The 23,261-nt window shown below is 56.2% G+C and carries 25 protein-coding genes; 16 read left to right on the top strand and 9 right to left on the bottom strand.

All coding sequences use genetic code 11. From position 1 onward, the window contains the following. Positions 1-18: 18 nt before the first annotated feature. Together LH86_RS17230 and hutC are read right to left on the bottom strand one after the other, a co-directional pair. Positions 19-573, bottom strand: coding sequence for a HutD family protein (locus LH86_RS17230; protein ID WP_039303859.1), 555 nt, complete (start codon positions 571-573; stop codon positions 19-21). Beyond that, positions 570-1,331 carry a histidine utilization repressor gene (gene hutC / locus LH86_RS17225; RefSeq protein WP_008454147.1) on the bottom strand — a complete coding sequence of 254 codons (762 nt, stop codon included), beginning with the start codon at positions 1,329-1,331 and terminating at the stop codon, positions 570-572. Before hutC ends, LH86_RS17230 begins: the two co-directional genes overlap by 4 nt. 107 nt (positions 1,332-1,438) lie before the next feature. Here hutC and LH86_RS17220 point away from each other — a divergent pair, with 107 nt between their 5' ends. The 6 genes from LH86_RS17220 (at position 1,439) to LH86_RS17195 (ending at position 7,756) form a co-directional block, all read left to right on the top strand. Beyond that, entirely contained in the window at positions 1,439-2,806 is a 1,368-nt protein-coding gene (locus tag LH86_RS17220; protein WP_039303856.1) for a formimidoylglutamate deiminase, read from the top strand. Between the two features lie 92 nt (positions 2,807-2,898). After that, positions 2,899-3,606, top strand: a complete 708-nt coding sequence (locus LH86_RS17215; RefSeq protein ID WP_039303854.1) for an SDR family oxidoreductase — start codon at positions 2,899-2,901, stop codon at positions 3,604-3,606. Between the two features lie 115 nt (positions 3,607-3,721). Beyond that, positions 3,722-4,600 carry a cycle-inhibiting factor gene (locus LH86_RS17210; protein WP_039303851.1) on the top strand — a complete coding sequence of 293 codons (879 nt, stop codon included), beginning with the start codon at positions 3,722-3,724 and terminating at the stop codon, positions 4,598-4,600. Positions 4,601-4,746: 146 nt separating this feature from the next. Continuing rightward, entirely contained in the window at positions 4,747-5,382 is a 636-nt protein-coding gene (locus LH86_RS17205; RefSeq protein WP_039303849.1) for a carbonic anhydrase, read from the top strand. Between the two features lie 205 nt (positions 5,383-5,587). Then, positions 5,588-5,989 carry a DUF6515 family protein gene (locus tag LH86_RS17200; RefSeq protein WP_039303846.1) on the top strand — a complete coding sequence of 134 codons (402 nt, stop codon included), beginning with the start codon at positions 5,588-5,590 and terminating at the stop codon, positions 5,987-5,989. Between the two features lie 378 nt (positions 5,990-6,367). Next, positions 6,368-7,756, top strand: coding sequence for a purine-cytosine permease family protein (locus tag LH86_RS17195; protein WP_039306334.1), 1,389 nt, complete (start codon positions 6,368-6,370; stop codon positions 7,754-7,756). A 63-nt stretch (positions 7,757-7,819) separates the two neighbouring features. On the opposite strand, the gene ychF is transcribed toward LH86_RS17195, so the two are convergent. Beyond that, entirely contained in the window at positions 7,820-8,914 is a 1,095-nt protein-coding gene (ychF, locus tag LH86_RS17190; RefSeq protein ID WP_039303845.1) for a redox-regulated ATPase YchF, read from the bottom strand. A 139-nt stretch (positions 8,915-9,053) separates the two neighbouring features. Further along, positions 9,054-9,638 (bottom strand): aminoacyl-tRNA hydrolase, encoded by a 585-nt coding sequence (gene pth / locus LH86_RS17185; RefSeq protein ID WP_039303842.1) that lies wholly within the window; start codon positions 9,636-9,638, stop codon positions 9,054-9,056. Positions 9,639-9,912: 274 nt separating this feature from the next. On the opposite strand from pth, the gene ychH reads away from it, so the two are divergent. Further along, a complete protein-coding gene (gene ychH / locus LH86_RS17180; RefSeq protein WP_008454166.1) occupies positions 9,913-10,191 on the top strand; it encodes a stress-induced protein YchH in 279 nt (92 codons plus the stop codon). Between the two features lie 123 nt (positions 10,192-10,314). Beyond that, positions 10,315-11,367, top strand: coding sequence for a MerR family transcriptional regulator (locus LH86_RS17175; protein WP_039303836.1), 1,053 nt, complete (start codon positions 10,315-10,317; stop codon positions 11,365-11,367). Here LH86_RS17175 and LH86_RS17170 read toward each other — a convergent pair. After that, entirely contained in the window at positions 11,324-12,235 is a 912-nt protein-coding gene (locus tag LH86_RS17170; RefSeq protein ID WP_039303834.1) for a LysR family transcriptional regulator, read from the bottom strand. The genes LH86_RS17175 and LH86_RS17170 overlap by 44 nt on opposite strands. A gap of 117 nt (positions 12,236-12,352) precedes the next feature. On the opposite strand from LH86_RS17170, the gene LH86_RS17165 reads away from it, so the two are divergent. Continuing rightward, positions 12,353-13,093 carry an SDR family NAD(P)-dependent oxidoreductase gene (locus LH86_RS17165; protein ID WP_039303831.1) on the top strand — a complete coding sequence of 247 codons (741 nt, stop codon included), beginning with the start codon at positions 12,353-12,355 and terminating at the stop codon, positions 13,091-13,093. Positions 13,094-13,106: 13 nt separating this feature from the next. Then, positions 13,107-13,316: a tautomerase family protein gene (locus LH86_RS17160; RefSeq protein WP_039303829.1), complete on the top strand. Its 210-nt coding sequence runs from the start codon at positions 13,107-13,109 to the stop codon at positions 13,314-13,316. Positions 13,317-13,331: 15 nt separating this feature from the next. On the opposite strand, the gene dauA is transcribed toward LH86_RS17160, so the two are convergent. From dauA to lolB, 4 genes are all read right to left on the bottom strand, one after another. Beyond that, the gene (gene dauA / locus LH86_RS17155; protein WP_071842844.1) at positions 13,332-15,026 is read right to left on the bottom strand and encodes a C4-dicarboxylic acid transporter DauA; all 1,695 of its coding nucleotides are present in this window, start codon (positions 15,024-15,026) and stop codon (positions 13,332-13,334) included. Positions 15,027-15,131: 105 nt separating this feature from the next. Then, a complete protein-coding gene (prs, locus tag LH86_RS17150) occupies positions 15,132-16,079 on the bottom strand; it encodes a ribose-phosphate diphosphokinase (protein WP_008454180.1) in 948 nt (315 codons plus the stop codon). Positions 16,080-16,204: 125 nt separating this feature from the next. Beyond that, positions 16,205-17,071: a 4-(cytidine 5'-diphospho)-2-C-methyl-D-erythritol kinase gene (ispE, locus tag LH86_RS17145; RefSeq protein WP_197061718.1), complete on the bottom strand. Its 867-nt coding sequence runs from the start codon at positions 17,069-17,071 to the stop codon at positions 16,205-16,207. 2 nt (positions 17,072-17,073) lie between these two features. Continuing rightward, on the bottom strand, positions 17,074-17,697 hold the full coding sequence (lolB, locus tag LH86_RS17140) for a lipoprotein insertase outer membrane protein LolB (RefSeq protein WP_039294240.1): 624 nt from the start codon (positions 17,695-17,697) through the stop codon (positions 17,074-17,076). 202 nt (positions 17,698-17,899) lie between these two features. Between lolB and hemA the strand changes: the two genes are divergently transcribed. The 6 genes from hemA to kdsA are packed head-to-tail and all read left to right on the top strand — an operon-like array spanning position 17,900 to position 23,206. Continuing rightward, complete coding sequence (hemA, locus tag LH86_RS17135; protein WP_039303817.1) at positions 17,900-19,156, top strand: glutamyl-tRNA reductase; 1,257 nt, start codon at positions 17,900-17,902, stop codon at positions 19,154-19,156. Between the two features lie 36 nt (positions 19,157-19,192). Next, positions 19,193-20,275, top strand: a complete 1,083-nt coding sequence (prfA, locus tag LH86_RS17130; RefSeq protein ID WP_039303815.1) for a peptide chain release factor 1 — start codon at positions 19,193-19,195, stop codon at positions 20,273-20,275. Then, a complete protein-coding gene (prmC, locus tag LH86_RS17125) occupies positions 20,275-21,105 on the top strand; it encodes a peptide chain release factor N(5)-glutamine methyltransferase (RefSeq protein WP_039303813.1) in 831 nt (276 codons plus the stop codon). The genes prfA and prmC overlap by 1 nt, the downstream gene beginning before the upstream one ends. Positions 21,106-21,125: 20 nt before the next feature. Continuing rightward, the gene (locus LH86_RS17120) at positions 21,126-21,515 is read left to right on the top strand and encodes a SirB2 family protein (protein ID WP_008454190.1); all 390 of its coding nucleotides are present in this window, start codon (positions 21,126-21,128) and stop codon (positions 21,513-21,515) included. A 2-nt stretch (positions 21,516-21,517) separates the two neighbouring features. Next, a complete protein-coding gene (gene sirB1 / locus LH86_RS17115; RefSeq protein ID WP_039303811.1) occupies positions 21,518-22,327 on the top strand; it encodes an invasion regulator SirB1 in 810 nt (269 codons plus the stop codon). Positions 22,328-22,351: 24 nt separating this feature from the next. Next, a complete protein-coding gene (gene kdsA / locus LH86_RS17110; protein WP_039303808.1) occupies positions 22,352-23,206 on the top strand; it encodes a 3-deoxy-8-phosphooctulonate synthase in 855 nt (284 codons plus the stop codon). The last annotated feature ends 55 nt before the right edge of the window (positions 23,207-23,261 follow it).

The raw sequence follows: 23,261 nt of genomic DNA, 5'->3' as shown, positions 1-23,261 counted from the left end.
GCCAGTCTGCCGGTTTTTTTATGCCGAAAGGGTAACGCGGGCGAAGAGGGAAGAGGCAGAGGAAACCACGCTGATCGTGGCCGGGGCGCTAATCAACAGGCTGTCGTAGTGCTGTAAAACCTGGCGTTCACCGTTGACCTCAAGCTCCAGAACGCCACCGGCATTAAACAGCAGCTGTGTACCCTGCTGGTGCGCCCAGGTGCCTTCCCGCAGCCAGCTTACCGTGGCTTGGGTGGTGTCTGCCTTATAGATGACGTTAAAGTCCAGCAGCGGCCCGCCGACAATCGTACAGCTGACTTCGCTGTCGCCGCTAAAATCCGTGGCCTGGAAAGGCGGAATAAGTGCGCTTTGTTCACCGTCGACGGTGAGAGTCATGCCTTCGCCTTCCAGCACGCTGATATTGCGCAGATAGCCTGAAAAAAGAGAAAAGGGGCCGTCCTGGCGGATGGTGGCCACCGAAATACGCCAGTCGTAGCAATCCGTGGCCGGAAAGCGATAAATCTCCCTCGTCACGCCCTGGCCGTTTTTCCAGGGCATTTCCGGGCACTGCTCATAGGGCAGAAGCTGGATCATTTGTGCATGCTTCCTTCGAGGCGGTAGCGCGAACCCGGGTAAACCAGACGCACGCTGGTGACGATTTTTTTATTCTGGCGGCCGGTCCAGGTGCGGCGATTGACCTGCAGGCAAGGCGTGTGTTCGTCGATTTCCAGATAAGCACACTCTTCGCGAGGCACGTTTACCGCCTCAATAATATGCTCGCCTTCAACGATGGGCGCGATGGACGAGAGATAGGCGTTGGGCGTGATGCGGGTAAAATCCTGCTGGAAGTAATCCGGCACGATCAGCGAGTTCACCAGGCGGTCTTCCAGCATCACCGGGACGCCGTTTTCGTAGTGGCAAATCAGCGAGTGGAACAGGCGGCTGCCTTTGGGTAAGTTGAAGGCCATGGCCTGCTGCGCATCGGCATAAACTTGAGTCAGTTCCAGCACGCGGGCGTGATGGCGATGGCCGCGGCTGGCAATTTCGTCGGCAATATTGTTGATTTCCAGCAGCGCGGACTGCCCGCGCACTTCGGCGACGAAAGTCCCGATACCCTGCATACGCACCAGCAGACCTTCAGCGGTCAGCTCGCGCAGGGCGCGGTTGATGGTCATGCGACTGTAGCCAAACTGATTCACCAGTTCGCTTTCGGAGGGAACGCGGTAGTTTACTGGCCACAATCCACTATGAATATTGGTCTTAATAATGATTTTGACCCTTTCATAATAGGGGGCCGGCTGGTCCAGATTGTCGGTCTCTGCCGCTGCTTTAAAAACGTCGTTTTGTGCCATTCATCATTCCTCGCCCGGGTATCCTTTAAAGTTTACTCTACCCCTATTTGGATGTATATATACATGCATGTATATACAATTGATTAACATCGAACCGGGGTGCTGATATGGCGGTATATTTTGCGGCAAAAGCGCTTCTGCCGCAGGGCTGGGCGGAAAATGTCAGAATGGGCGTTTCGCCCGAGGGCGTCATTCATTCAGTGGCAGCTGACTGCGTGCCGGATGAAGGTGATATCCGCCTGGGCGGCGTTGTCGTGCCGGGGATGCCGAACCTGCATTCGCACGCTTTTCAGCGGGCGATGGCGGGGCTAACGGAAGTGGTTGGCGACCCGGCAGACAGCTTCTGGACGTGGCGCGATCTCATGTATCGCCTGGTGGGCAAAATCACCCCGGAACAGCTGGAGACCATCGCCAGCTATCTGTATATCGAAATGTTGAAAGCCGGCTATACCTCGGTGGCCGAGTTTCACTATCTGCATCACAATGTGGACGGCAAAGCCTACGCACAGCCTGCGGAGCTGGCGCTGCGCGTGGCTCAGGCCGCAAAAAACGTCGGCATTGGCCTGACGCTGCTCCCGGTGCTGTATACGCATTCCGGGTTCGGGGGGCAGCCCGCTTCGGCGGGGCAGCGCCGCTTTATTAACGACACCGACAGCTACCTGAAACTGTACGACAGTATCACCACGGCGCTTGCTCCGGAACCGATGCAGCGCGCAGGGCTGTGCTTCCACTCGCTGCGCGCCGTGACGCCGGAACAAATGCATATTGTGCTGGCGAGCCAGACGCAACCCCAACCTGTGCACATTCATATTTCCGAGCAGCAGAAAGAGGTGGCGGACTGCCTCGCCTGGTCCGGGCTGCGTCCCGTCGAGTGGCTGTATGACAATATGCCCGTCGATGAACGCTGGTGCCTGATTCATGCCACGCACATCACCGAAAGCGAAACGCGGCTTATGGCTGATTCTGGCGCAGTCGCCGGGTTGTGTTTGACCACCGAAGCGAATCTCGGGGACGGCATTTTCCCTGGGCAGGCGTTTTTGCAGCAGGGCGGCAACTGGGGCATTGGCTCCGACAGCCATATCAGCGTCAGCGTGAGCGAGGATTTACGCTGGTTTGAATACGGCCAGCGGCTGAATAACCGCCGCCGCAATTTGCTTCACCTTGAGGCGGAGCCTTATGTCGGCAACGTGCTTTATCAGGGAGCGCTGCGCGGCGGGCGCATGGCGCTAGGGCAAAACATTGGTGAGCTGGCCGTAGGGGCGAGGGCCGACTGGTTGGTGCTGGACGGGGACGATCCGTTCCTGGCGACAGCGAAAGATAGCGAGCTGTTGAATCGCTGGATTTTTGCCTGCTCTTCTAACCCAATCAAAGACGTTATGACTGGCGGGAAATGGGTGATCCGTCAAGGGCGACATGAGAAAGACGCAGAGATCAAAGCGGACTTCGCGCAGGTTTTGAAGCAGCTAACGCGTTAGTTGCCCGGTGAAAATGCATATCCGCTATTGAGCTATCCGCCTCCGGGATTTCGGGTTGTAATGCTGGCCTGCAAGTTTACGAGGAGAAAATCATGGCCAGTGCACGTTATGCTATTTTGGGCGGCAGCTCTGGTATCGGGCTGGCGCTTGCCCGCAAGCTGACTTCTCGCGGAGACAGCGTGCTTATCGGCGGGCGGTCGGGGGAAAAACTGCAGGCGGCATTAGCCGAGCTTGGCAAAAATGCCGCCGGTAAAACGGTGGATGTCACCGACCGTTTGTCTCTCAGGGCTTTCTTTTCGGATGCCGGGCCGCTGAAGGGGTTGTTTACTCCGGCAGCCACTTATCAAACTGGCGATTTTCGCGATGGCGATGCCGTCACTTCCGAAGCGCTGTTTCAGGCCAAATTCTGGTCACAGTATTGGGCCGTTTATGAAGCGCTTCCCTATCTGTACGCTTCCTCTGCGGTGGTGCTGATGTCCGGTGCGGCATCTGCCCGTCCTATTGGGGCACCCGCCTATGCCGCCTGTAACGCGGCGCTTGAGGGACTGGCGCGGGGCCTGGCGGTGGAACTAAAGCCGGTTCGAGTCAACTGCCTGTCGCCGGGCACTACCGACAGCGAACTTTGGCGCAACCGCCCGGCGGAAGTGCGCGAATCGGCCTGGCAACACTGGAACAGCCTGGCGCTAAATGGTCGCCCGGGGCACGTAGATGAGCAGGCTGCAACGGCGCTTTTTCTGCTTGATAATCAAAATATTACCGGCAGCACTATCTATTGCGACGGCGGCTATACGCTGCGGTAGGCACGTTTGTCCCGAACCACCCACACTTCGGCGTGGTTTTTTCACCTTTGTCGGGGAACCTGCGCGCCAGCGCTACCACTCAGCCTCAATTACCCAACGAGTGGAATACCCTCCGATGAGAAATATCCTTAATACGTTCCGTCCTACACAGTCCGATCCTCGCCTGCAGGCGCAAAGTGGCCAGTCGAGCCGCACCACCAGAACGTCGGCCACGGCTTCGTCGTCCCGCAGCGTGAATAACCCGTCCACCCGCCTGGTGCAGGATTTCGCGAAGCTAAGCGGCAAAAACCTGAGGGCCAACGTGCTGCTTAACAGCGATGACAATTCGGTGCCGATTCACCATAAAAGTCCTTCGGCGCTGCTGAAAGCGATAGACGATAATATTTCCAATACGGCCAGAGAGTGGGGGATGCCTAAGCACGAAGTTGAGGCGATGCTGGGCAGCAGCAAGCGCATTAACGAGCCTGTTTGCGGCGTCACGGCGAATAACGTAATGAAGCTTTTCCTCGACACCGACCATTTCAGCTACGCTTTTGAACACGGTCGTACAATGTCGTTACCTCAGCTTCAGCAGCAGCTTGCCAGCTTACCCGCTCACAAACATTTTATTTTGCGTGTGAATGACGCAGGCATGGGCCATGCGTACGTCATTGATCTGCCGGCAAGCTCTAAGCCAAGGCGCGATGCGTTTCTGTATCAGTCCGATTTAGGCGACGGAGCGACACGCCCGCTGCGTCTTGATGACTGGATGAGCAAGAAAGCCTCGCATCCGGTATCGCTCAACGACATCAACACGCATTTTATGAATATGTCGCACGGACGAATCGATCCGGGGCATATTGCGAAGCTGTTCGACGTTGACAGTAACCCGAACATGCTGCGCCCGGAGCGCCTGGATCTACAGAGGAATCAAGGTTTTAATTTTCAATTAGCGGAATACGATCCGGCCAATCTTGAGAAAAACGTCTCGGCGATTAAAGCCCGATGCGGCTAAGTATTTGCCGCCGGTAGCAGGGAATAAATCCACGATTGATGTGGATTTATTCCGGCTTGTCGGCAGAGAAAAAGCGGCGTTGGGGCTGGACTAACTCAATGTGATCTCTATCATGTCGGAGTCACTACAGAACAAGAGAACGTGCTATGCAACATATCATCGAAGGCTTTCTTAACTTCCAGAAAGAGATTTTCCCGCAGCGCAAAGAGCTCTTTCGCAGCCTGGCGTCCAGCCAAAATCCTAAAGCGCTTTTTATTTCCTGCTCCGACAGCCGTCTGGTACCGGAGCTGGTAACGCAGCAAGAACCTGGGCAGCTCTTCGTTATTCGTAATGCCGGCAATATCGTGCCTTCTTTCGGTCCGGAGCCTGGCGGCGTTTCTGCGACCATCGAGTACGCGGTTGTTGCCCTTGGCGTGACCGATATTGTGATTTGCGGGCACTCTAACTGCGGCGCAATGAAAGCGATCGCCTCCTGCCAGTGCCTGGACCCGATGCCAGCCGTTGCGCACTGGCTGCACTATGCCGATGCGGCAAAAGCGGTGGTGGAAAAGAAAACCTGGAACAACGAGACCGACAAGGTCAACGCCATGGTAGAAGAAAACGTTATCGCCCAGCTGAACAACATTAAAACGCATCCTTCCGTCGCGGTAGGGCTGCGTAACAATGGCCTGCGCCTGCACGGCTGGGTTTACGATATCGAAAGCGGCGAAATTCGCACCCTGGATAAAAACAGCAAGTCGTTTATTTCCCTGGCGGATAACCCTGACGTTTGTTTCGAATAACCTCACGCCAGCGTTCTTGCAGACAATATAATCCACGCTTTGCGTGGATTTTTTACATCTATGGACAAATAAAGACGTCATCAGCGGGATTGTGGAGATTTCGCGGATTTACTTTCCCTATACGGAAAAGCCTGATGCGGCGGGATTATAATCGACATAAAGCGGGCTAAAGCTCGCGTTCAGCCGCAGGTCAGGAGAGTTCGAGATGAAAAAGTATCTGTATGTGTTGGCAATGTCTGCGCTGATTGTTGTGCCTTCCCTGGCGCAGGCGCGTCCTGGCCCCTGGTTTGGCCATGGCCCGGGGTTCTGGTCTGGCCCACGTTATTATCCGGGGCCACATTATTTCTATGGCGGGCCGCGTTTGACCGTCTTACCGGGGCTTGCCACGGCCATTATCGTGGGCGGCCTGACTTATTACGTGGTCAACGGGATTTACTACCAGCGTCAGGGGGCGGAATACATTCGCGTGGAGACGCCGTCCAGCATTAACACTGGCGTGAGTGTGCTGGATTACAACGGCAAACGCTATTACGTGCGTAATGGCAGCTATTATCAGAAGGATATTAACGGCAACTATTTCGAAGTGCCGCGCCCTGCCGGGCTGTAATCCCCATTTTTTCAGCCTGTATAGCAGGCAGCAAGGTAAGAAACCCACCGTCAGCGTGGGTTTCTTTTGATATTAACTGGCGCCTTAATTTACCTCTTTTCTCAACGTTAGCCCTCCTGTCAACGTTTGGACTGGTTTTCAATGCCACGCAACCATCAGTTTTTCATATTGGTACATCTGCACATCAATTTGGTTACATAAAATCTACAACTTAGTTCGCAAATTCATTATCAGCAGGGTGTGGTTTGCGTTCATTGCTTGTATATACATGAGTGATCATTTGATGTGCGATGGGTTTTCCGGCGTTTAATCAGGTTCAGCGAGGTCGTTATGTCTTCCTTTTCATCCACAGAAGAACAGTCAAAAAAGGGCTCACGTCTGAGCGAGACCCGATCTATCGATTACATCCCGGACGGGGAGCGTCACGGGCATCCGTTTAGCCAGTTTACCCTTTGGTTCGGCGGCAATTTGCAGATCACAGCGATTGTCACCGGCGCGCTGGCCGTGGTGCTGGGCGGCGATGTAGTCTGGTCGCTGGTGGGGTTGTTTGTAGGGCAGATTCTGGGGGCATCGATCATGTCCTTCCACGCTTTGCAGGGGCCGCGTCTTGGCCTGCCGCAGATGATCATCTCCCGGGCGCAGTTTGGTGTTTACGGGGCGGTGATTCCGCTGGTGCTGGTGTGCATTATGTATATCGGGTTTTCTGCCAGCGGCACCGTGCTGGCGGGGCAGGCGATGGCGCATTTGCTGTCGATCAGCGATGTCAGCGGGATGATCCTGTTTAGCGCCATTATTATCGTCATTGCCGTGCTTGGTTATCGGGTAATTCATAAGCTCGGGAAGGTCGCCAGTATTGTCGGCGTGCTGGCTTTTGCCTGGCTGTTTGGATCGCTGCTGTTCAACACCGATCTCGCGGCCATTTTGCAAAATAACCACTTCTCCATGCCAATGTTTTTGCTGGCTGTGTCGCTGTCCTCTTCCTGGCAAATTGCCTTTTGCCCCTATGTTTCCGATTACTCGCGCTATCTGCCGCGAGACGTGTCAGGCCCGAAGGTGTTTTTCTCGGTGTTTAGCGGCACCGTGCTGGGGACTCAGGCTTCGATGACGCTGGGGGTTATCACCGCTGCCATAGCCGGGAGTGCTTTTTCCGGCCACGAGGTTGGCTATATTGTGGGGCTGGGCAAAACCGAAACCATGGCGATGCTGATTTATTTTGCTATCTGCTTCGGCAAAATTACTTTTACCACGTTGAACGCGTACGGCAGCTTTATGTCGCTGACCACCATTGTGTCCGGATTCCGCAAGCAGGTGATCCTGAGCCAGAAGAACCGCATTCTGTTTGTGGTGCTGATGGTGGCGGCTTCCTGCATTATTGCGCTGCTGAGTGAACCGGCATTCCTGAAACACTTCACCCATTTCCTGCTTTTCCTGCTGGCCTTCTTTGTGCCGTGGAGCGCCATTAGCCTGACCGACTACTTCTTTATTTCATCCCGAGCCGTAGATATTCCCGCGCTGTTTGACGCCGATAAGCGCTATGGCCGCTGGAACCTGTTTGGCATAGGGGTTTATATCGTCGGGGTACTGATTCAACTGCCGTTCATTGAGAACCCGCTTTTCCACGGTTCGCTGACGTGGCTCTTCGACGGCAACGACGTGTCGTGGATCATCGGCTGGTTTGGCACCGCAGCACTCTATTACGGGTTACACCGACTGGATAAACGTGTTTTGCCGGCGGCGACGACTTACCCGAACAGCGCGGCTCGCTGATTTTTCTTTGTTTAAAAAAAATCCACGCCTGAGCGTGGATTTTTTATGGCCGGAGGGAACAGCTTAGACGTTGAACAGGAAGTTCATCACGTCGCCATCTTTCACTACGTAGTCTTTACCTTCGGCGCGCATTTTGCCGGCTTCTTTCGCGCCTTGCTCGCCTTTGTAGGTGATGAAGTCTTCATAGGCGATGGTTTGCGCACGAATGAAGCCTTTTTCGAAGTCGGTGTGGATTTTACCCGCCGCCTGTGGAGCGGTTGCGCCGACAGGGATGGTCCACGCGCGTACTTCTTTCACGCCAGCGGTGAAGTAGGTTTGCAGGCTCAGCAGCTCGTAGCCTGCGCGGATCACGCGGTTCAGGCCCGGCTCTTCCAGACCAAGCTCGGCCATGAACTCTTCACGGTCGGCGTCGTCCAGTTCGGCGATGTCGGATTCAACGGCGGCGCAGACGGCAACCACGACGGAACCTTCACCTGCGGCAATTTCGCGGACTTTATCGAGGTACGGGTTGTTTTCAAAACCGTCTTCGTTAACGTTGGCGATGTACATGGTTGGCTTCAGGGTCAGGAAGCTCAGGTATTTGATTGCCGCTTTATCTTCTTCAGTCAGATTTTTCAGCGCGCGCAGCATACCGGCGTTTTCCAGCTGCGGCAGGCATTTTTCCAGCGCTGCCAGCTCGGCTTTAGCGTCTTTGTCGCCGCCTTTGGCTTTCTTCTGCACGCGATGAATCGCGCGCTCGCAGGTGTCCAGGTCAGACAGCGCCAGCTCGGTATTGATGACTTCGATGTCGTCAGCCGGATCCACTTTATTGTTTACGTGGATGATGTTGTCGTTTTCGAAGCAGCGCACCACGTGGCCGATAGCTTCGGTTTCACGGATGTTGGTCAGGAACTGGTTGCCCAGGCCTTCGCCTTTAGACGCGCCTTTCACCAGACCAGCGATGTCCACGAACTCCATGGTGGTCGGCAGGATACGCTGCGGTTTAACGATTTCGGCCAGCTTGTCCAGACGCGGGTCCGGCATTGGCACCACGCCCGTGTTCGGTTCGATGGTACAGAACGGGAAGTTAGCCGCTTCGATACCTGCTTTGGTCAGGGCATTGAACAGCGTGGATTTACCCACGTTCGGCAAGCCGACGATACCGCATTTGAATCCCATGGTTTAAATCACCTTAATTGCTTGATTATCAATGAATTTTACTGTTTTCATTGAAAAAATGTAGATAACTTTGCGTATTATACACTGAAACCGCCGCCAGCGGGCGTGGAAATCCTTTCCCGGTGCGGGGAAGGCCGGTTTATTGTGCTTTAAAGGCGTGCAGACGATTAGTGGCTTTAGTCAGGCCTTCTTTCAGCCAGACTTCGGTGCAGCGCGCCGCTTCGTCTACCGCGTCGTCGATAAGCTTCTGTTCGCTGATCGGCGGTTTGCCGAGCACAAAGCCGACAACTTTGTTTTTATCGCCCGGATGGCCAATCCCCACGCGTAACCGGTGAAAGTTCGGGTTATTGCCGAGTTTGCTGATGATGTCCTTCAGGCCGTTGTGCCCGCCGTGCCCGCCACCCAGCTTAAATTTTGCCACGCCCGGCGGGAGATCCAGTTCATCGTGCGCCACCAGAATTTCGTCCGGGGCAATGCGGAAGAAGGTGGCCATGGCGGCAACCGCTTTCCCGCTGAGGTTCATAAACGTGGTCGGAACCAGCAGGCGAACGTCTTCTCCACCCAGATTAATGCGGGCGGTGTAGCCAAAGAATTTCGCTTCTTCTTTCAGCGACTGATTGTGGCGCTCGGCCAGTAAATCCACATACCAGGCCCCGGCATTATGGCGGGTCGCTGCATATTCAGCGCCTGGGTTAGCCAGGCCGACAATTAATTTAATGCTCACGTTTAAATTCCTGAAAACCGTTCACAGCCGCGTAGTTTACTGTGCGAGGGCGACGTTGACAAAGCGCAATCCCCGCGCAGACACATTCTTGAATAGTTGAGGATCTGAACCATTAGAATTTCAAGTAACTCAGGCGCTTATTTGTAAACTTTTGTAGGCCTTTCGTTCGTAATTGTGATCGCTCACGCACACGCGCTTTAGGGGCGTTGTCTATACTTTAGTCACAAGGATAGGGGATGTTCCCCACCGACCCGTAATCTTGCGGAGGTGACATATGAAACGCAGAAACGCTTCGTTACTCGGTAATGTCCTCATGGGATTGGGACTGGTTGTGATGGTGGTCGGCGTGGGCTATTCAATTCTGAACCAGCTCCCGCAGCTAAACCTGCCGCAGTTTTTCGCCCACGGTGCCGTGCTGAGCATTTTCGTTGGGGCCGTACTTTGGCTTGCAGGGGCGCGCATTGGCGGACGTGAACAGGTCTGCGACCGTTACTGGTGGGTACGCCATTACGACAAACGCTGCCGCCGGGATGAACATCATCGCCACAGCTAATATTTAGCAGATTTTGAGAAACGGCTCCTTTTCAGGGGCCGTTTTTTTTATGCTTAACGGATTGACCCTCACGTAACGTGAGGCTGCACACTCCCCCTCAGCAGAAGCCAAAAGGAGCAGGATATGTTGTTCAAAGTGGGTGAACTGGCAAAGCGTGCCGGGACTACGGTACGAACGCTACACCACTATGAAGCTATAGGTCTGTTGCTGCCTTCTGCCCGCACCGCCGCGGGTTATCGACTGTATAACCGGCAGGATATCGCCCGGCTGCATCATATTCAGGCGCTGAGCCGGATGGGAATGAGCCTGGGTGAGGTGCGCGACTGTCTCGATCGTCAGGCGCTGTCGCTCCCGGAGATCCTGGATTCACAGATCTCAGTGCTGGATGGCCAACTGGCTGAAATCGCCGTGCTGCGCCAGCGACTGGTTACGCTGCGTGAAACTTTGCGCAGCGGCGCAGAACCTGACCTCGAGGAATGGCTGACAACGCTGGAGTTAATGACGATGTACGATCGCTATTTTTCAAAAGAAGAGTTAGAGCGCCTGCCTTTTGCGCAGGCTGATAGCCGCCGCGACGAAGAGTGGAAACAACTGGTCGACGAGGTGGCCGGGCTTCATGCTCAGGGCGTTCCCCCGGCCGATGAACGCGCCCAGCGGCTGGCGGCGCACTGGATGAAAATCCTGGAGCGTGACACGGCGGGTGAACCGGATTTCCTGGTTCGCCTGAACAAAATGCATCAGGCTGAGCCGGATATGGCCCGCCAGACAGGGATTTCACCGGCGCTGACCGAATACGTAACTCGCGCATTTGGCCACAGCAAGCTGGAGATTTACCGGCGCTACCTCAACGATGAGGAGTTTGCTTTCACCAGCCGCCACTATTTCGACCGGATGCAGGAGTGGCCGCCGCTGGTGGCTGCGGTGAGGAAGGCCAATGCGGAAGGGGTGAAGCCTGAATCAAATCAGGCGCAACAGCTCTCTCGCCGCTGGCTGGAGCTGTTTCAGTCGTTCGCCGGGATATCGCCAGAAACGCAACAAAAATTCCGCACCGCAATGGCGAACGAACCAGAGCTTGCCAAAGGTACCTGGATGACGCCGGAGGTGCTGAGCTGGCTGCAGCAGGCCATTGGCGCTATGTTCCAAGCCGCTGGACTAAGAAATCAACCAGGCTCCTGACGCGTAAAGAGAGATGGCGGGCGTGCGGGTAGAGTAAAATAAACGGCCGGGAGGTGCCGCCGTACTCGGGCAGCACTTCAACCAGCGTCCCGTCGGCCACGTCCTGTTCCAGTATAAAACGGTAGGTCTGGATCAGGCCCGCGCCGCTTTTGGCAAGCGTCACAATCCCCAACACGTCTTCCGCACAGGTGAAGCCGCCATGGGTAAAAATGTCGGTATCTTTACCCTCGACGCTAAACGTCCAGGGCACTTTTCGTCCGGTGCTCGGCAGTTCAAACTGGATGCACTCGTGATGATTTAAGTCGTCCAGCGTTTTAGGTATTCCCGCCCGGGCTAAATAGGCCGGGGAAGCCACGGTGATCAGCTCCGCATCTTCGAGCTTGCGGGCAATAAGCGATGAGTCCTGGGGCGAGCGGCCGCGAATGGCGATGTCGTAACTTTCATCGGCAAAGTCGATGTTGCGGTTGCTGATGTGAACCTGCACCGATACGCGGGGGTAAAGCTGTCTGAATTCTGGCAGCAGCGGCAGCACGCGATAATGAGAATAGGGCGTGGGGAGGCTAATTCGCAGCACGCCTGCAGGTTCAATCTGCGCGCCGGTGACTTCTCGCTCCGCCTCTCTGAGCTGCTGCAGCGCCTGCTGGCATTGGCGGAAGTAGCGCTCACCGCTTTCTGTCAGCCTGATCTGGCGGGTTGTACGCACGAACAGGCGCACGCCCAGGCGCTCTTCCAGGCGGGCGATGGAGCGGCTGACCGCCGCGGGCGTGATCCCCATAAAATTGGCCGCCGCGCTGAAGCTCAGCTGTTCTGCGGCCTGGCAAAACAGCTCCAGCGTGCCGATCTGCATCTCTTCGAAGTGGCGTTTCATCCCGGCGTTCTCTTTCTATTTATTACATGAGGTATCTTGTCATGTTACGGATGGCTAATTTATCGGTCATTGTGTCATAAGTATAGTGAGCTCCACATTCACCGACAGGAGCAAAGCATGAACTCAACCCCAACCGTTATTGTGACCGGCGCCTCGAGCGGCATCGGCCTGGCTATCGCCCAGGCTTATCTGGCTCGTGGCTATAATGTTGTCGGCAATGGCCGCACGCTGAAGCGCTTAGAAACGGCGGCTGCAAGCCTGGGCAACCCGGCGAACTTCCTGGCAGTGGCCGGAGATATTGCGCTGAAGGCCACCGCAGAAGCACTGTTTAAGCAGGCGATAGCCGCTTTTGGCCGCGTGGATATTCTGATCAATAACGCCGGGATCTTTATCCCGAAACCGGCTAGCGATTATAGCGAGCAGGATATCGACGCGTTGATTAACACCAACCTGAAAGGGTTTTTGTTCCCGTCCCAGCTGGCTGCCAGCCATATGAGCAAAAATAAGTCGGGGCACATCGTGAACATCACGGCGAGCGTGGCCATGCAGCCTAACGTTAAGGTGCCTGCTTTGCTGCCGGTGATGGTGAAGGGCGGTTTGAACCAGGCGACCAGGGCGCTGGCTTTAGAACTGGCGGCGGATAATGTGCGGGTTAACGCCGTTGCACCCGGCATTATCGAGACGCCGCTTCATGCGGATTATTCAGGCTCGGTAGGTTTTCTCAGCTCTCTGTCTCCGAGCGGGAAGACAGGCACCGTGCAGGATGTGGTGAACGCCGTGTTGTACCTGACGGATTCACAGTTCGTCAGCGGCACGGTCATGGCCGTGGACGGCGGCAGCACCGCCGGGATCTGGTAACGGGAGAGCTGCTATGCCATACGTTAATATTCGCGTCACCCGGGAAGGGGTCAGCGCAGAGCAGAAGCTGGCGCTGATTGAGGGCGTCACCGATCTGCTGGAGCAGGTATTAAACAAAAAGCCCGCCGACACCTTTGTGGTTATCGACGAGGTTGAAACCGACAACTGGGGCGTGAACCGTGAAAGCGTGAGCGCCCGGCGGAGGCGGGAAGCCGGGCTGTAGGCGTGAAGCTGGCCGCTAACTGGCGGCCAGTGCGGCCTGAACATCCGGGAAGAACGTAAGGCGGCCGGGAATGGGCTTCACGCCAGCCCGCGCGAGCGTGCGCAGCGGCTGGAATTCAAGGTTCGTCACCCGCAGTTCGCAGCCTTCCGGCATTTTCTCTACAAAGCGCTGGAAGGCATCCAGACCCCCCGCGTCCAGCAGCGGCACCGCATCCCATTGCAGAACAACCACCCGATGCCCCGGCACCTGCTGGGCGAGCTGAATGAACAGCCCTTCGGCGGCGGCAAAGAACAGCGGCCCCGTGACGCGAAGCGCCAGCACATCCTCAGGCACATTCACATTGTTAAGCGGCGCGAGGCGGGTCATTCGGGCTATCCGGCGCATGAAAAGCAGCGACGCCAGCACAATGCCAACGCTGATGGCAATCACCATGTCAAACAGCACGGTCAACGACATGCAGATTAGCATCACGATGATGTCGTCTTTCGGTGCCCGGCGCAGCAGGTTGACGACTTTATGCGCCTCGCTCATATTCCACGCCACCATCAGCAGCAGGGCCGCCATCGCCGAAAGCGGCAGCCAGGAAAGCAGAGGGGCGAGCGCCAGCAGGGCCAGGATCACCAGCAGCGAGTGAATAATGGCGGCTACCGGCGAAGTTGCCCCGGCACGCACGTTAGCGGCGGAGCGGGCAATGGCCGCAGTGGCGGTAATACCGCCGAAGAACGGGGCAATAATATTTCCCAGCCCCTGGCCGACCAGCTCGCTGTTGGCGTTGTGTTTAGTGCCGGTCATGCCGTCCAGCACCACCGCGCAAAGCAGGGATTCGATGGCACCCAGCATGGCCATAGAGAACGCCGCGGGCAGCAGGGCGCTGAGCGAATCCCAGCTAAGCGTAAACTCCGAATTTGGCATCGCCCATGGGAGCATTAGCTGAGGCAGAAGCTGTGGAATGCCGTTGCCCTGGGTGCCGTCGGCCAGCACGTAGTGGAACCGGGAGCCAATCGTCGCGACTTCACCACCCAAAGAAGCAACAATCGCCATCACGGCGCAGCCCGCCAGCAGCGCAGGAAGATGCCCCGGCAGACGAAGCCCCAGGCGTGGCCAGAGAATCAGCACCGCCAGCGTCACGATGCCGATTGCAGCGTCGCCCATATTCACCGTGGGCATCGCCATCGCCAGCGCGGCCACTTTATTCAGGTAGTGCTCCGGCACGTGCTCCAGCGTCAGGCCGAAAAAGTCTTTCACCTGCATCGTCGCAATGGTGATGCCGATCCCGGAGGTAAAGCCCAGCGTCACCGACAGCGGAATGTATTCGATAAGCCGCCCAAAGCGCGCCAGCCCAAACAGGATCAGGAATATCCCGGACATCAGCGTGGCAACCAGCAGACCCGCAAGGCCAAACTGCTGTGCGACCGGGTAGAGGATCACCACGAAAGCCGCTGTCGGGCCGGAGACGCTGAAGCGCGAGCCGCCGCTAAGGGCGATGACAATCCCGGCGACGGCGGCAGTATACAAACCGTACTGCGGCGCAACGCCGCTGCCGATGGCCAGCGCCATAGCGAGAGGGATAGCGATGATCCCGACGGTCACGCCGGCGATGGCGTCGCGGCTAAAGCGAGACAGGGTGTACTTTTCGCGCCAGCAGGCATCAATCAGGGCGCGGAAAGGCATTACGTGAGAAGAAGATACGGTTTTCACTTGTGATTCCATCCGTGAGCGCATCATCTGTCGTTCAGGCAGGTGAAGGAGGCATTGAAAAAAGAGTAGTTCAAAAACGAAAAAACCCGCCGCAGCGGGTTTTAAAAGCAACGTCTATCAGTGCTCGAACATCGCAGAGATAGATTCTTCGTTGCTGATACGACGAATAGCTTCAGCCAGCATACCGGACAGGGTCAGGGTACGGACGTTTGGCAGGGCTTTGATTTCGTCAGACAGCGGGATGGTATCGCAGACAATCACTTCGTCGATCACCGAGTTGCGCAGGTTGTGCACCGCGTTGCCGGAGAAAATTGGGTGAGTGGCATAAGCGAATACGCGTTTAGCGCCGCGTTCTTTCAGCGCTTCAGCTGCTTTGCACAGGGTGCCGCCAGTATCAATCATGTCGTCAACCAGCACGCAATCACGGCCGGACACGTCACCGATGATATGCATAACCTGGGAAACGTTAGCGCGCGGACGGCGCTTGTCGATGATAGCCATATCGGTGTCGTTCAGCAGCTTAGCGATAGCACGGGCACGTACCACGCCGCCGATGTCCGGGGAAACCACGATTGGGTTTTCCAGACCGATTTGCAGCATATCTTCCAGCAGAATTGGGCTACCGAAGACGTTGTCTACCGGGACGTCAAAGAAGCCCTGGATTTGTTCAGCGTGCAGGTCCACGGTGAGAACACGGTCAACCCCTACGCTTGAGAGGAAGTCAGCAACGACTTTCGCAGTGATTGGCACACGAGCGGAGCGCACGCGGCGGTCCTGACGAGCGTAACCAAAGTAAGGGATAACAGCGGTGATACGACCTGCAGAAGCGCGGCGCAGGGCATCAACCATAACAACCAGTTCCATCAGGTTGTCGTTCGTTGGGGCACAGGTGGACTGGATGATGAAAATATCACCACCGCGTACATTTTCGTTGATTTGTACGCTTACTTCACCGTCGCTAAAGCGACCGACGGCGGCGTCACCAAGGGAGGTGTACAGGCGGTTGGCAATACGTTGTGCTAGTTCCGGGGTGGCGTTACCAGCAAAAAGCTTCATATCAGGCACGAGAAGAACCTCAGGCATGCGTCCAGTGGCGGATGGTTGCTACCGCATAATGTGCGGGCGGGGTAGCCCCCATCCAGGCGGTGTATTAAAGAGCACGATGCAACGTCTGAAACGAGGTGACGTTGTCACCAATGCCCAGCTTGCCCGGATATGGCCTGATGCAGCGGAGATCTATTAACGCCTCGCGCAACAAACCCATGCAGCCATTCCGGGGCTTGCTCAAGCACCTGCCGGGCGGCGTGCTCGGTGTTAAATTCAGCAAACACACAAGCGCCGGTGCCGGTCAGGCGCGACGGCGCGTATTCTAACAGCCAGGAAAGCGCGGCATCAACCTCGCGAAAACGTTTTCTTGCGATAACCTCACAATCGTTGCCAAATTCACATTTTAGCAACGTCGTAATTGACCTGACCGGGGTTTCGCGCGGGAGGTCAGGATCGCCAAAAATGACCGGCGTCGGAATGCTGACGCCTGGATGGGCAACCAGGTACCATTTTTCTTCAGGCTCAACCGGCGTCAGGATTTCGCCGACGCCTTCCGCGAAGGCGGCATGACCCCTGACAAACACCGGCACGTCGGCACCAAGACGAATGCCCAGCGCGGCCAGTTCGTCTTCGCTACAGCCGGTTTTCCAGAGATGGTTCAGCGCCACCAGCACGGTGGCCGCGTTGGAAGAGCCGCCGCCCAGTCCGCCGCCCATCGGAAGCCGCTTCTCAACGCCGAGATCGGCCCCTGCGCCCGCGGGCAGGGTGCCTTTTTCTGCCGCGTATTCCATCAGCATACGGGCGGCTCGCACAATCAGGTTTTCTTCATCAGGCACGCCGTCAATCGGGGTCACCAGCTGAATGACGCCGTCGTGACGCAGTTCGATGGCGAGCGTATCGCCATAATCAAGAAACTGAAACAGCGTCTGCAGGTTGTGATAGCCGTCGGCACGGCGGCCGGTGATGTACAAAAACAGGTTCAGTTTTGCAGGGGAAGGCCAGCGGGAGATCATTATTTCACCGTCCAGCTGTCCATTTTCAGCTTGATGCGCTGATCGCCTTCGCGCAGTTCCATGTTGGAAGGCAGAGAAGGTTGGGTTTTGCTGTCGTAATCGCTGTACACCACTTTCCAGGTTTTGCCACCCTGGGTGTAGTTTACTTCGCGCAGGCGATACTGGTCGTCCAGCTTGTAGTCTGTGGAGTCGCCCGGCAGGCCGAGCATCCACTGGCGCAGGCTGTTCAGCGGAATAGGCATTCCGGTCAGCTTGCCAATCATCTCTTCCGCATCTGTGGCGGTGTAGCGCTTGCCGTCGCGGTCGGTTAACTGAACCCGATCCGGCTGAGCGTTAAGCTCAAGTTCGGTGCTGCCGAGCGGGTTGGTCAGCAGCAGGCGGTAGCGGTCCGGCGCGGTTTGCTGCCAGTTAAAGCGGGCATATACCTTTTGGCTATCGGAGAGATAAGCAAAAGCGCCGCGCGTCTGATACTGGGTGATTTTTTGCACTTGTTGCTGGTGTTCTAACCACTGCGGCGAGTCAGGACTCTTGCCCGGGCCGCTCGGTTGGTTGACTGAACAGGCGGCCAGCACGAGGCTGGCAAGGGGCAGAAGGCGCATCAGGCGGGCTTTTGGCATCAACATGGCGGCAGCAAATCCTTAAATTCATTTTTGTGGTCAACCGTTCATGCTAGCGGGCGGGCGGCAGGGCGTCTACGGTCATGTTGTCTTAAATCATAAATCATCCACTTACTCCACAAGGGGAAGCTCTCTTTTATTGATTCGGCTCATCCTGTATGATGCGACCAGAAATCCTTATCAACATCGGTATTACTCAGACCGCTCCATGACCCTGTTAGCGTTAGGAATTAACCACAAAACCGCGCCAGTATCGCTGCGAGAACGTGTAACGTTTTCGCCAGACACGCTCGACCAGGCGCTGGGCAGCTTGCTGGAACAGCCTATGGTCCAGGGCGGGGTGGTACTGTCGACCTGTAACAGAACTGAGTTATATCTGAGCGTTGAGCAACAGGAAAACCTGCACGAAGGGCTGGTGCGCTGGCTGTGTGATTACCACAACCTCAACGAAGAGGAAGTGCGTAAAAGCCTATACTGGCACCACGATAACGACGCCGTCAGCCATCTGATGCGCGTGGCCAGCGGCCTGGATTCACTGGTGCTGGGCGAACCGCAGATCCTCGGGCAGGTGAAAAAAGCCTTTGCCGATTCCCAAAGAGGTCATTCGCTTTCCAGCGAGCTGGAGCGTATGTTCCAGAAGTCCTTCTCCGTTGCCAAGCGCGTGCGCACCGAAACCGACATTGGCGCCAGCGCCGTTTCCGTCGCGTTTGCCGCCTGCACCCTGGCACGGCAAATCTTTGAATCTCTTTCCTCGGTAACGGTCCTGCTGGTCGGTGCCGGGGAGACTATCGAACTGGTTGCCCGCCATCTGCGCGAGCATAAAGTTGAGAAGATGATTATCGCCAACCGTACCCGAGAACGCGCTCAGGTGCTGGCCGATGAGGTCGGCGCGGAAGTGATTAGCCTGAGTGAAATTGACGAACGTCTGGCGGATGCCGATATCATCATCAGTTCTACCGCCAGCCCGCTGCCTATCATCGGCAAAGGGATGATGGAACGCGCGCTTAAAGCCCGTCGTAACCAGCCGATGCTGCTGGTAGACATCGCCGTACCGCGTGATGTTGAACCAGAGGTGGGTAAGCTGGCGAACGCCTACCTTTACAGCGTGGACGACCTGCAGGCCATTATTCAGAGCAACCTCGCGCAGCGCAAAGCGGCGGCGGTTGAGGCTGAAACTATCGTGGCTCAGGAATGCAGTGAATTTATGGCCTGGCTGCGCGCGCAAAGCGCCTCCGAGACCATTCGAGAATACCGTAGTCAGGCAGAGCAGGTGAGAGACGACCTGGCTGCCAAAGCGCTGGCTGCCCTACAACAGGGCGGCGACGCGGAATCCGTACTGCAGGATCTGGCCTGGAAACTGACCAACCGCCTGATTCATGCTCCAACCAAATCGCTCACGCAGGCTGCCCGTGACGGGGACGACGAACGCCTGCAAATCCTGCGTAACAGCCTCGGGCTGGATTAGCACACACAACTCTTATTACAAGGTGAACCACCGCCCATGAAGCCTTCTATTGTTGCCAAACTGGAAGCCTTGCAGGAGCGCCATGAAGAAGTTCAGGCCCTGCTAGGCGATGCCTCGACCATTGCCGATCAGGACCGTTTCCGCGCCCTGTCTCGTGAATATGCCCAGTTAAGCGATGTATCGCGCTGTTTCCTGCAATGGCGTCAGGTACAGGAAGACATTGAAACCGCAGAAAGTATGCTCGGCGACCCGGAAATGCGCGAGATGGCGCAGGAAGAGCTGGCTGAAGCCAAAGCCAGCAGCGAAGAGCTGGAGCAGCAGCTTCAGGTTCTGCTGCTGCCAAAAGATCCCGACGATGAGCGCAATGCGTTTGTCGAAGTTCGTGCCGGCACCGGCGGGGACGAAGCCGCGCTGTTTGCCGGCGATCTGTTCCGCATGTACAGCCGCTATGCCGAATCCCGCCGCTGGCGCATTGAAATCATCAGCGCCAACGAAGGCGAGCACGGTGGTTTCAAAGAAGTGATCGCTAAAATCAGCGGCGAGGGCGTCTATGGTCGCCTGAAATTTGAGTCCGGCGGCCACCGCGTTCAGCGCGTCCCGGCCACTGAATCTCAGGGGCGTATTCATACTTCTGCGTGTACCGTGGCGGTGATGCCGGAAATTCCAGAGGCGGAACTGCCGGACATTAACCCAGCGGATCTGCGCATCGATACCTTCCGTTCCTCAGGTGCGGGCGGGCAGCACGTTAACACCACCGACTCCGCAATCCGTATTACCCACTTGCCGACCGGCATTGTGGTGGAGTGCCAGGACGAACGTTCCCAGCATAAAAACAAAGCCAAGGCGCTTTCCGTGCTTGGCGCGCGAATTCGCGCTGCCGAAGTCGCCAAACGTCAGCAGGAAGAGGCTTCTACTCGCCGTAACCTGCTGGGCTCCGGCGATCGCTCTGACCGCAACCGTACCTACAACTTCCCGCAGGGGCGCGTGACCGATCACCGCATTAACCTGACGCTTTACCGTCTGGATGAAGTGATGGAAGGGAAAATCGACGCCCTGATCGAGCCTATTGTGCAGGAGTTCCAGGCCGATCAGCTCGCGGCGCTGTCCGAGCAGGATTAATGGAGTTTCAGTCATGGCTTCGCCAGGCCGTTCAGCGCCTGGCGCAAAGCGAAAGCCCAAAGCGAGATGCGGAGATTTTATTGGGGTTTGTCACCGGCAAATCCCGCACGTTTATCCTCGCTTTTGGTGAAACCACGCTGACGGAAGCCCAGCAAGCCGAGCTTGATGGGCTGCTGGTTCGTCGGGAACGCGGGGAGCCGGTTGCGCACCTCGTGGGCGAACGTGAGTTCTGGTCGCTGCCGCTGCGCGTTTCTCCGGTGACGCTGATTCCTCGGCCTGATACCGAATGCCTCGTCGAACATGCGTTAACTAAGCTGCCGAATGCCCCGTGCGCAATTTTAGATCTTGGCACCGGAACGGGAGCTATTGCTCTGGCGCTGGCCAGCGAACGCCCTGACTGCGATGTTACCGCGCTGGACGTGGTGCCGGAAGCAGTGGTGCTGGCAAAAATGAACGCAGAAAACCTGGGTATAACCAACGTCAGAGTGCTGCAAAGTCACTGGTTTAGCGCCCTTGATGCCCAGCGTTTTGCGCTGATCGTCAGTAATCCACCGTATATCGACGAAGCCGATCCGCACCTCAGTGAAGGTGACGTTCGCTTTGAGCCGAAAAGCGCGCTGGTGGCGGAGAATCATGGCCTGGCCGATTTAGAAACTCTGGTTAACGATTCACGCCGTTTTCTTGAACCCGGTGGCTGGCTGGTGCTGGAGCACGGCTGGACGCAGGGCGAAAGCGTGCAGCGTTTGCTGCGGGACGCTGGTTTTACCGAGGTTGCAACCTACAAAGATTATGGCGATAACGATCGCCTGACGTCAGGACGCTATCTTTGACTTATTAAGGAACAGACATTTTGGCGACTTATTTTTCACTTAAATATCTGCATATTTTCACCGTCGTTATTTCGATCAGCCTGTTTGTTTTACGCTACTGGTGGCAATATCGCGGGTCTGTGATGTCCGGCAAACGCTGGGTGCGCATCGTACCGCACGTTAATGATACGTTGTTATTGATCAGTGGTTTTGCGCTGGTTATGGTTACGCATTTCTATCCTTTTACGCCGCAGGGAACGTGGCTGACTGAAAAGCTGTTTGGCGTTATCATCTATATCGCTTTAGGTTTTATCGCGCTGGGGAAACGCCCGCGCAGCCAGCAGGTTCGTTGGTTTGCTTTTCTGCTGGGGCTGGTGGTGCTTTACATCATCATAAAACTCGCCACCACTAAAATACCGATATTGGGGTAAGTATGAAGTCGTTAGCCGATTTCGAATTTAATCAGGCACCGCTCTGCGAGGGCATGATTCTGGTCTCGCAGCTGATTCGGGATGATTTCCCGACCGCAGAAGTTAAAGTGCAGCTCGGGGAGCTGCTGAAGCTGGCAAAAGAAGAGATTTGCCTGGGGGCTCATCCCGACCTGCAGCTGGAAAAACTGTTGGAACTCTTTTACGGTGAATGGGGCTTTAAGGACTCAGGCGGCGTGTATCGCCTGTCTGACGCCCTGTGGCTGGACAACGTTTTAAAAAGTCGTCAGGGGAGCGCTGTTTCCCTTGGGGCAATTCTGCTGTGGCTTGCCGAGCAGCTAGATATTCCGCTGATGCCGGTGATTTTCCCAACGCAGCTTATTCTGCGAGCCGACTGGATGGACGGCGAAATGTGGCTTATCAATCCGTTTAACGGCGATACGCTGGATGAGCACACGCTGGAAGTCTGGCTCAAGGGCAATATTAACCCGACGGCGGAGCTGTTCGACGAAGATCTGGACGAGTCCGACAACGCGGAGGTGATCCGCAAGCTGCTGGATACGCTCAAGTCCGCACTGATGGAGGAGCGGCAGATGGAGATGGCGCTGCGCGCCAGCGAAGTGCTGCTGCAGTTTAATCCTGAAGACCCGTACGAAATTCGCGACCGCGGCCTGATTTATGCGCAGCTGGACTGCGAACACGTGGCGCTCAACGACTTGAGCTATTTTGTTGAGCAGTGCCCGGAAGATCCGATTAGCGAAATGATTAAGGCGCAAATCAATTCGATTGCGCACAAGCAGATTACCCTGCATTAAGTTCACACCTGATAAGGCGAACATATGAAACAAAAAGTGGTTAACATTGGCGATATCAATGTCGCAAACGACCTGCCGTTTGTGCTGTTTGGCGGCATGAACGTGCTGGAGTCCCGCGACCTGGCGATGCGCATCTGCGAACACTACGTGACCGTGACCCAAAAACTGGGTATTCCGTACGTGTTCAAGGCCTCTTTTGATAAAGCTAACCGTTCATCCATTCACTCTTACCGTGGCCCGGGCCTGGAAGAGGGCATGAAGATTTTCCAGGAGCTGAAGCAAACCTTCGGCGTGAAAATCATCACCGACGTGCATGAATCTCACCAGGCACAGCCTGTGGCTGACGTGGTTGATGTGATTCAGCTGCCAGCTTTCCTGGCTCGCCAGACCGACCTGGTTGAAGCAATGGCCAAAACCGGCGCCGTGATTAACGTGAAGAAGCCACAGTTCGTCAGCCCTGGTCAGATGGGCAACATCGTGGATAAATTCGCCGAAGGCGGCAACGACAAAATCATCCTGTGCGATCGCGGCACGCAGTTCGGCTACGACAACCTGGTTGTCGACATGCTGGGCTTCAGCGTGATGAAGCAGGTCTCTAACGGCGCGCCGGTGATTTTCGATGTCACCCACGCACTGCAATGCCGTGACCCGTTTGGTGCAGCGTCAAGCGGCCGTCGTGCGCAGGTGACTGAACTGGCTCGCGCCGGGATGGCGACTGGCCTGGCTGGTCTGTTTATTGAAGCGCACCCGGACCCGGATAATGCCCGCTGCGACGGCCCATCTGCGCTGCCGCTGGCGAAGCTGGAAGCTTTCCTGACCCAGATTAAAGCGATTGACGATCTGGTGAAGAACTTCGAGCCGCTGGACACCAGCAAGTAATTGCTGCAAAAAAGAAAACCCGCTTCGGCGGGTTTTTTTATATTTGGAACTCTCT

This window comes from Cedecea neteri (assembly GCF_000758325.1).
Classification (GTDB): domain Bacteria; phylum Pseudomonadota; class Gammaproteobacteria; order Enterobacterales; family Enterobacteriaceae; genus Cedecea; species Cedecea neteri_B.
Note: the sequence above shows the minus strand (reverse complement) of the source record. Positions and strands in the feature narration are given on the sequence as shown.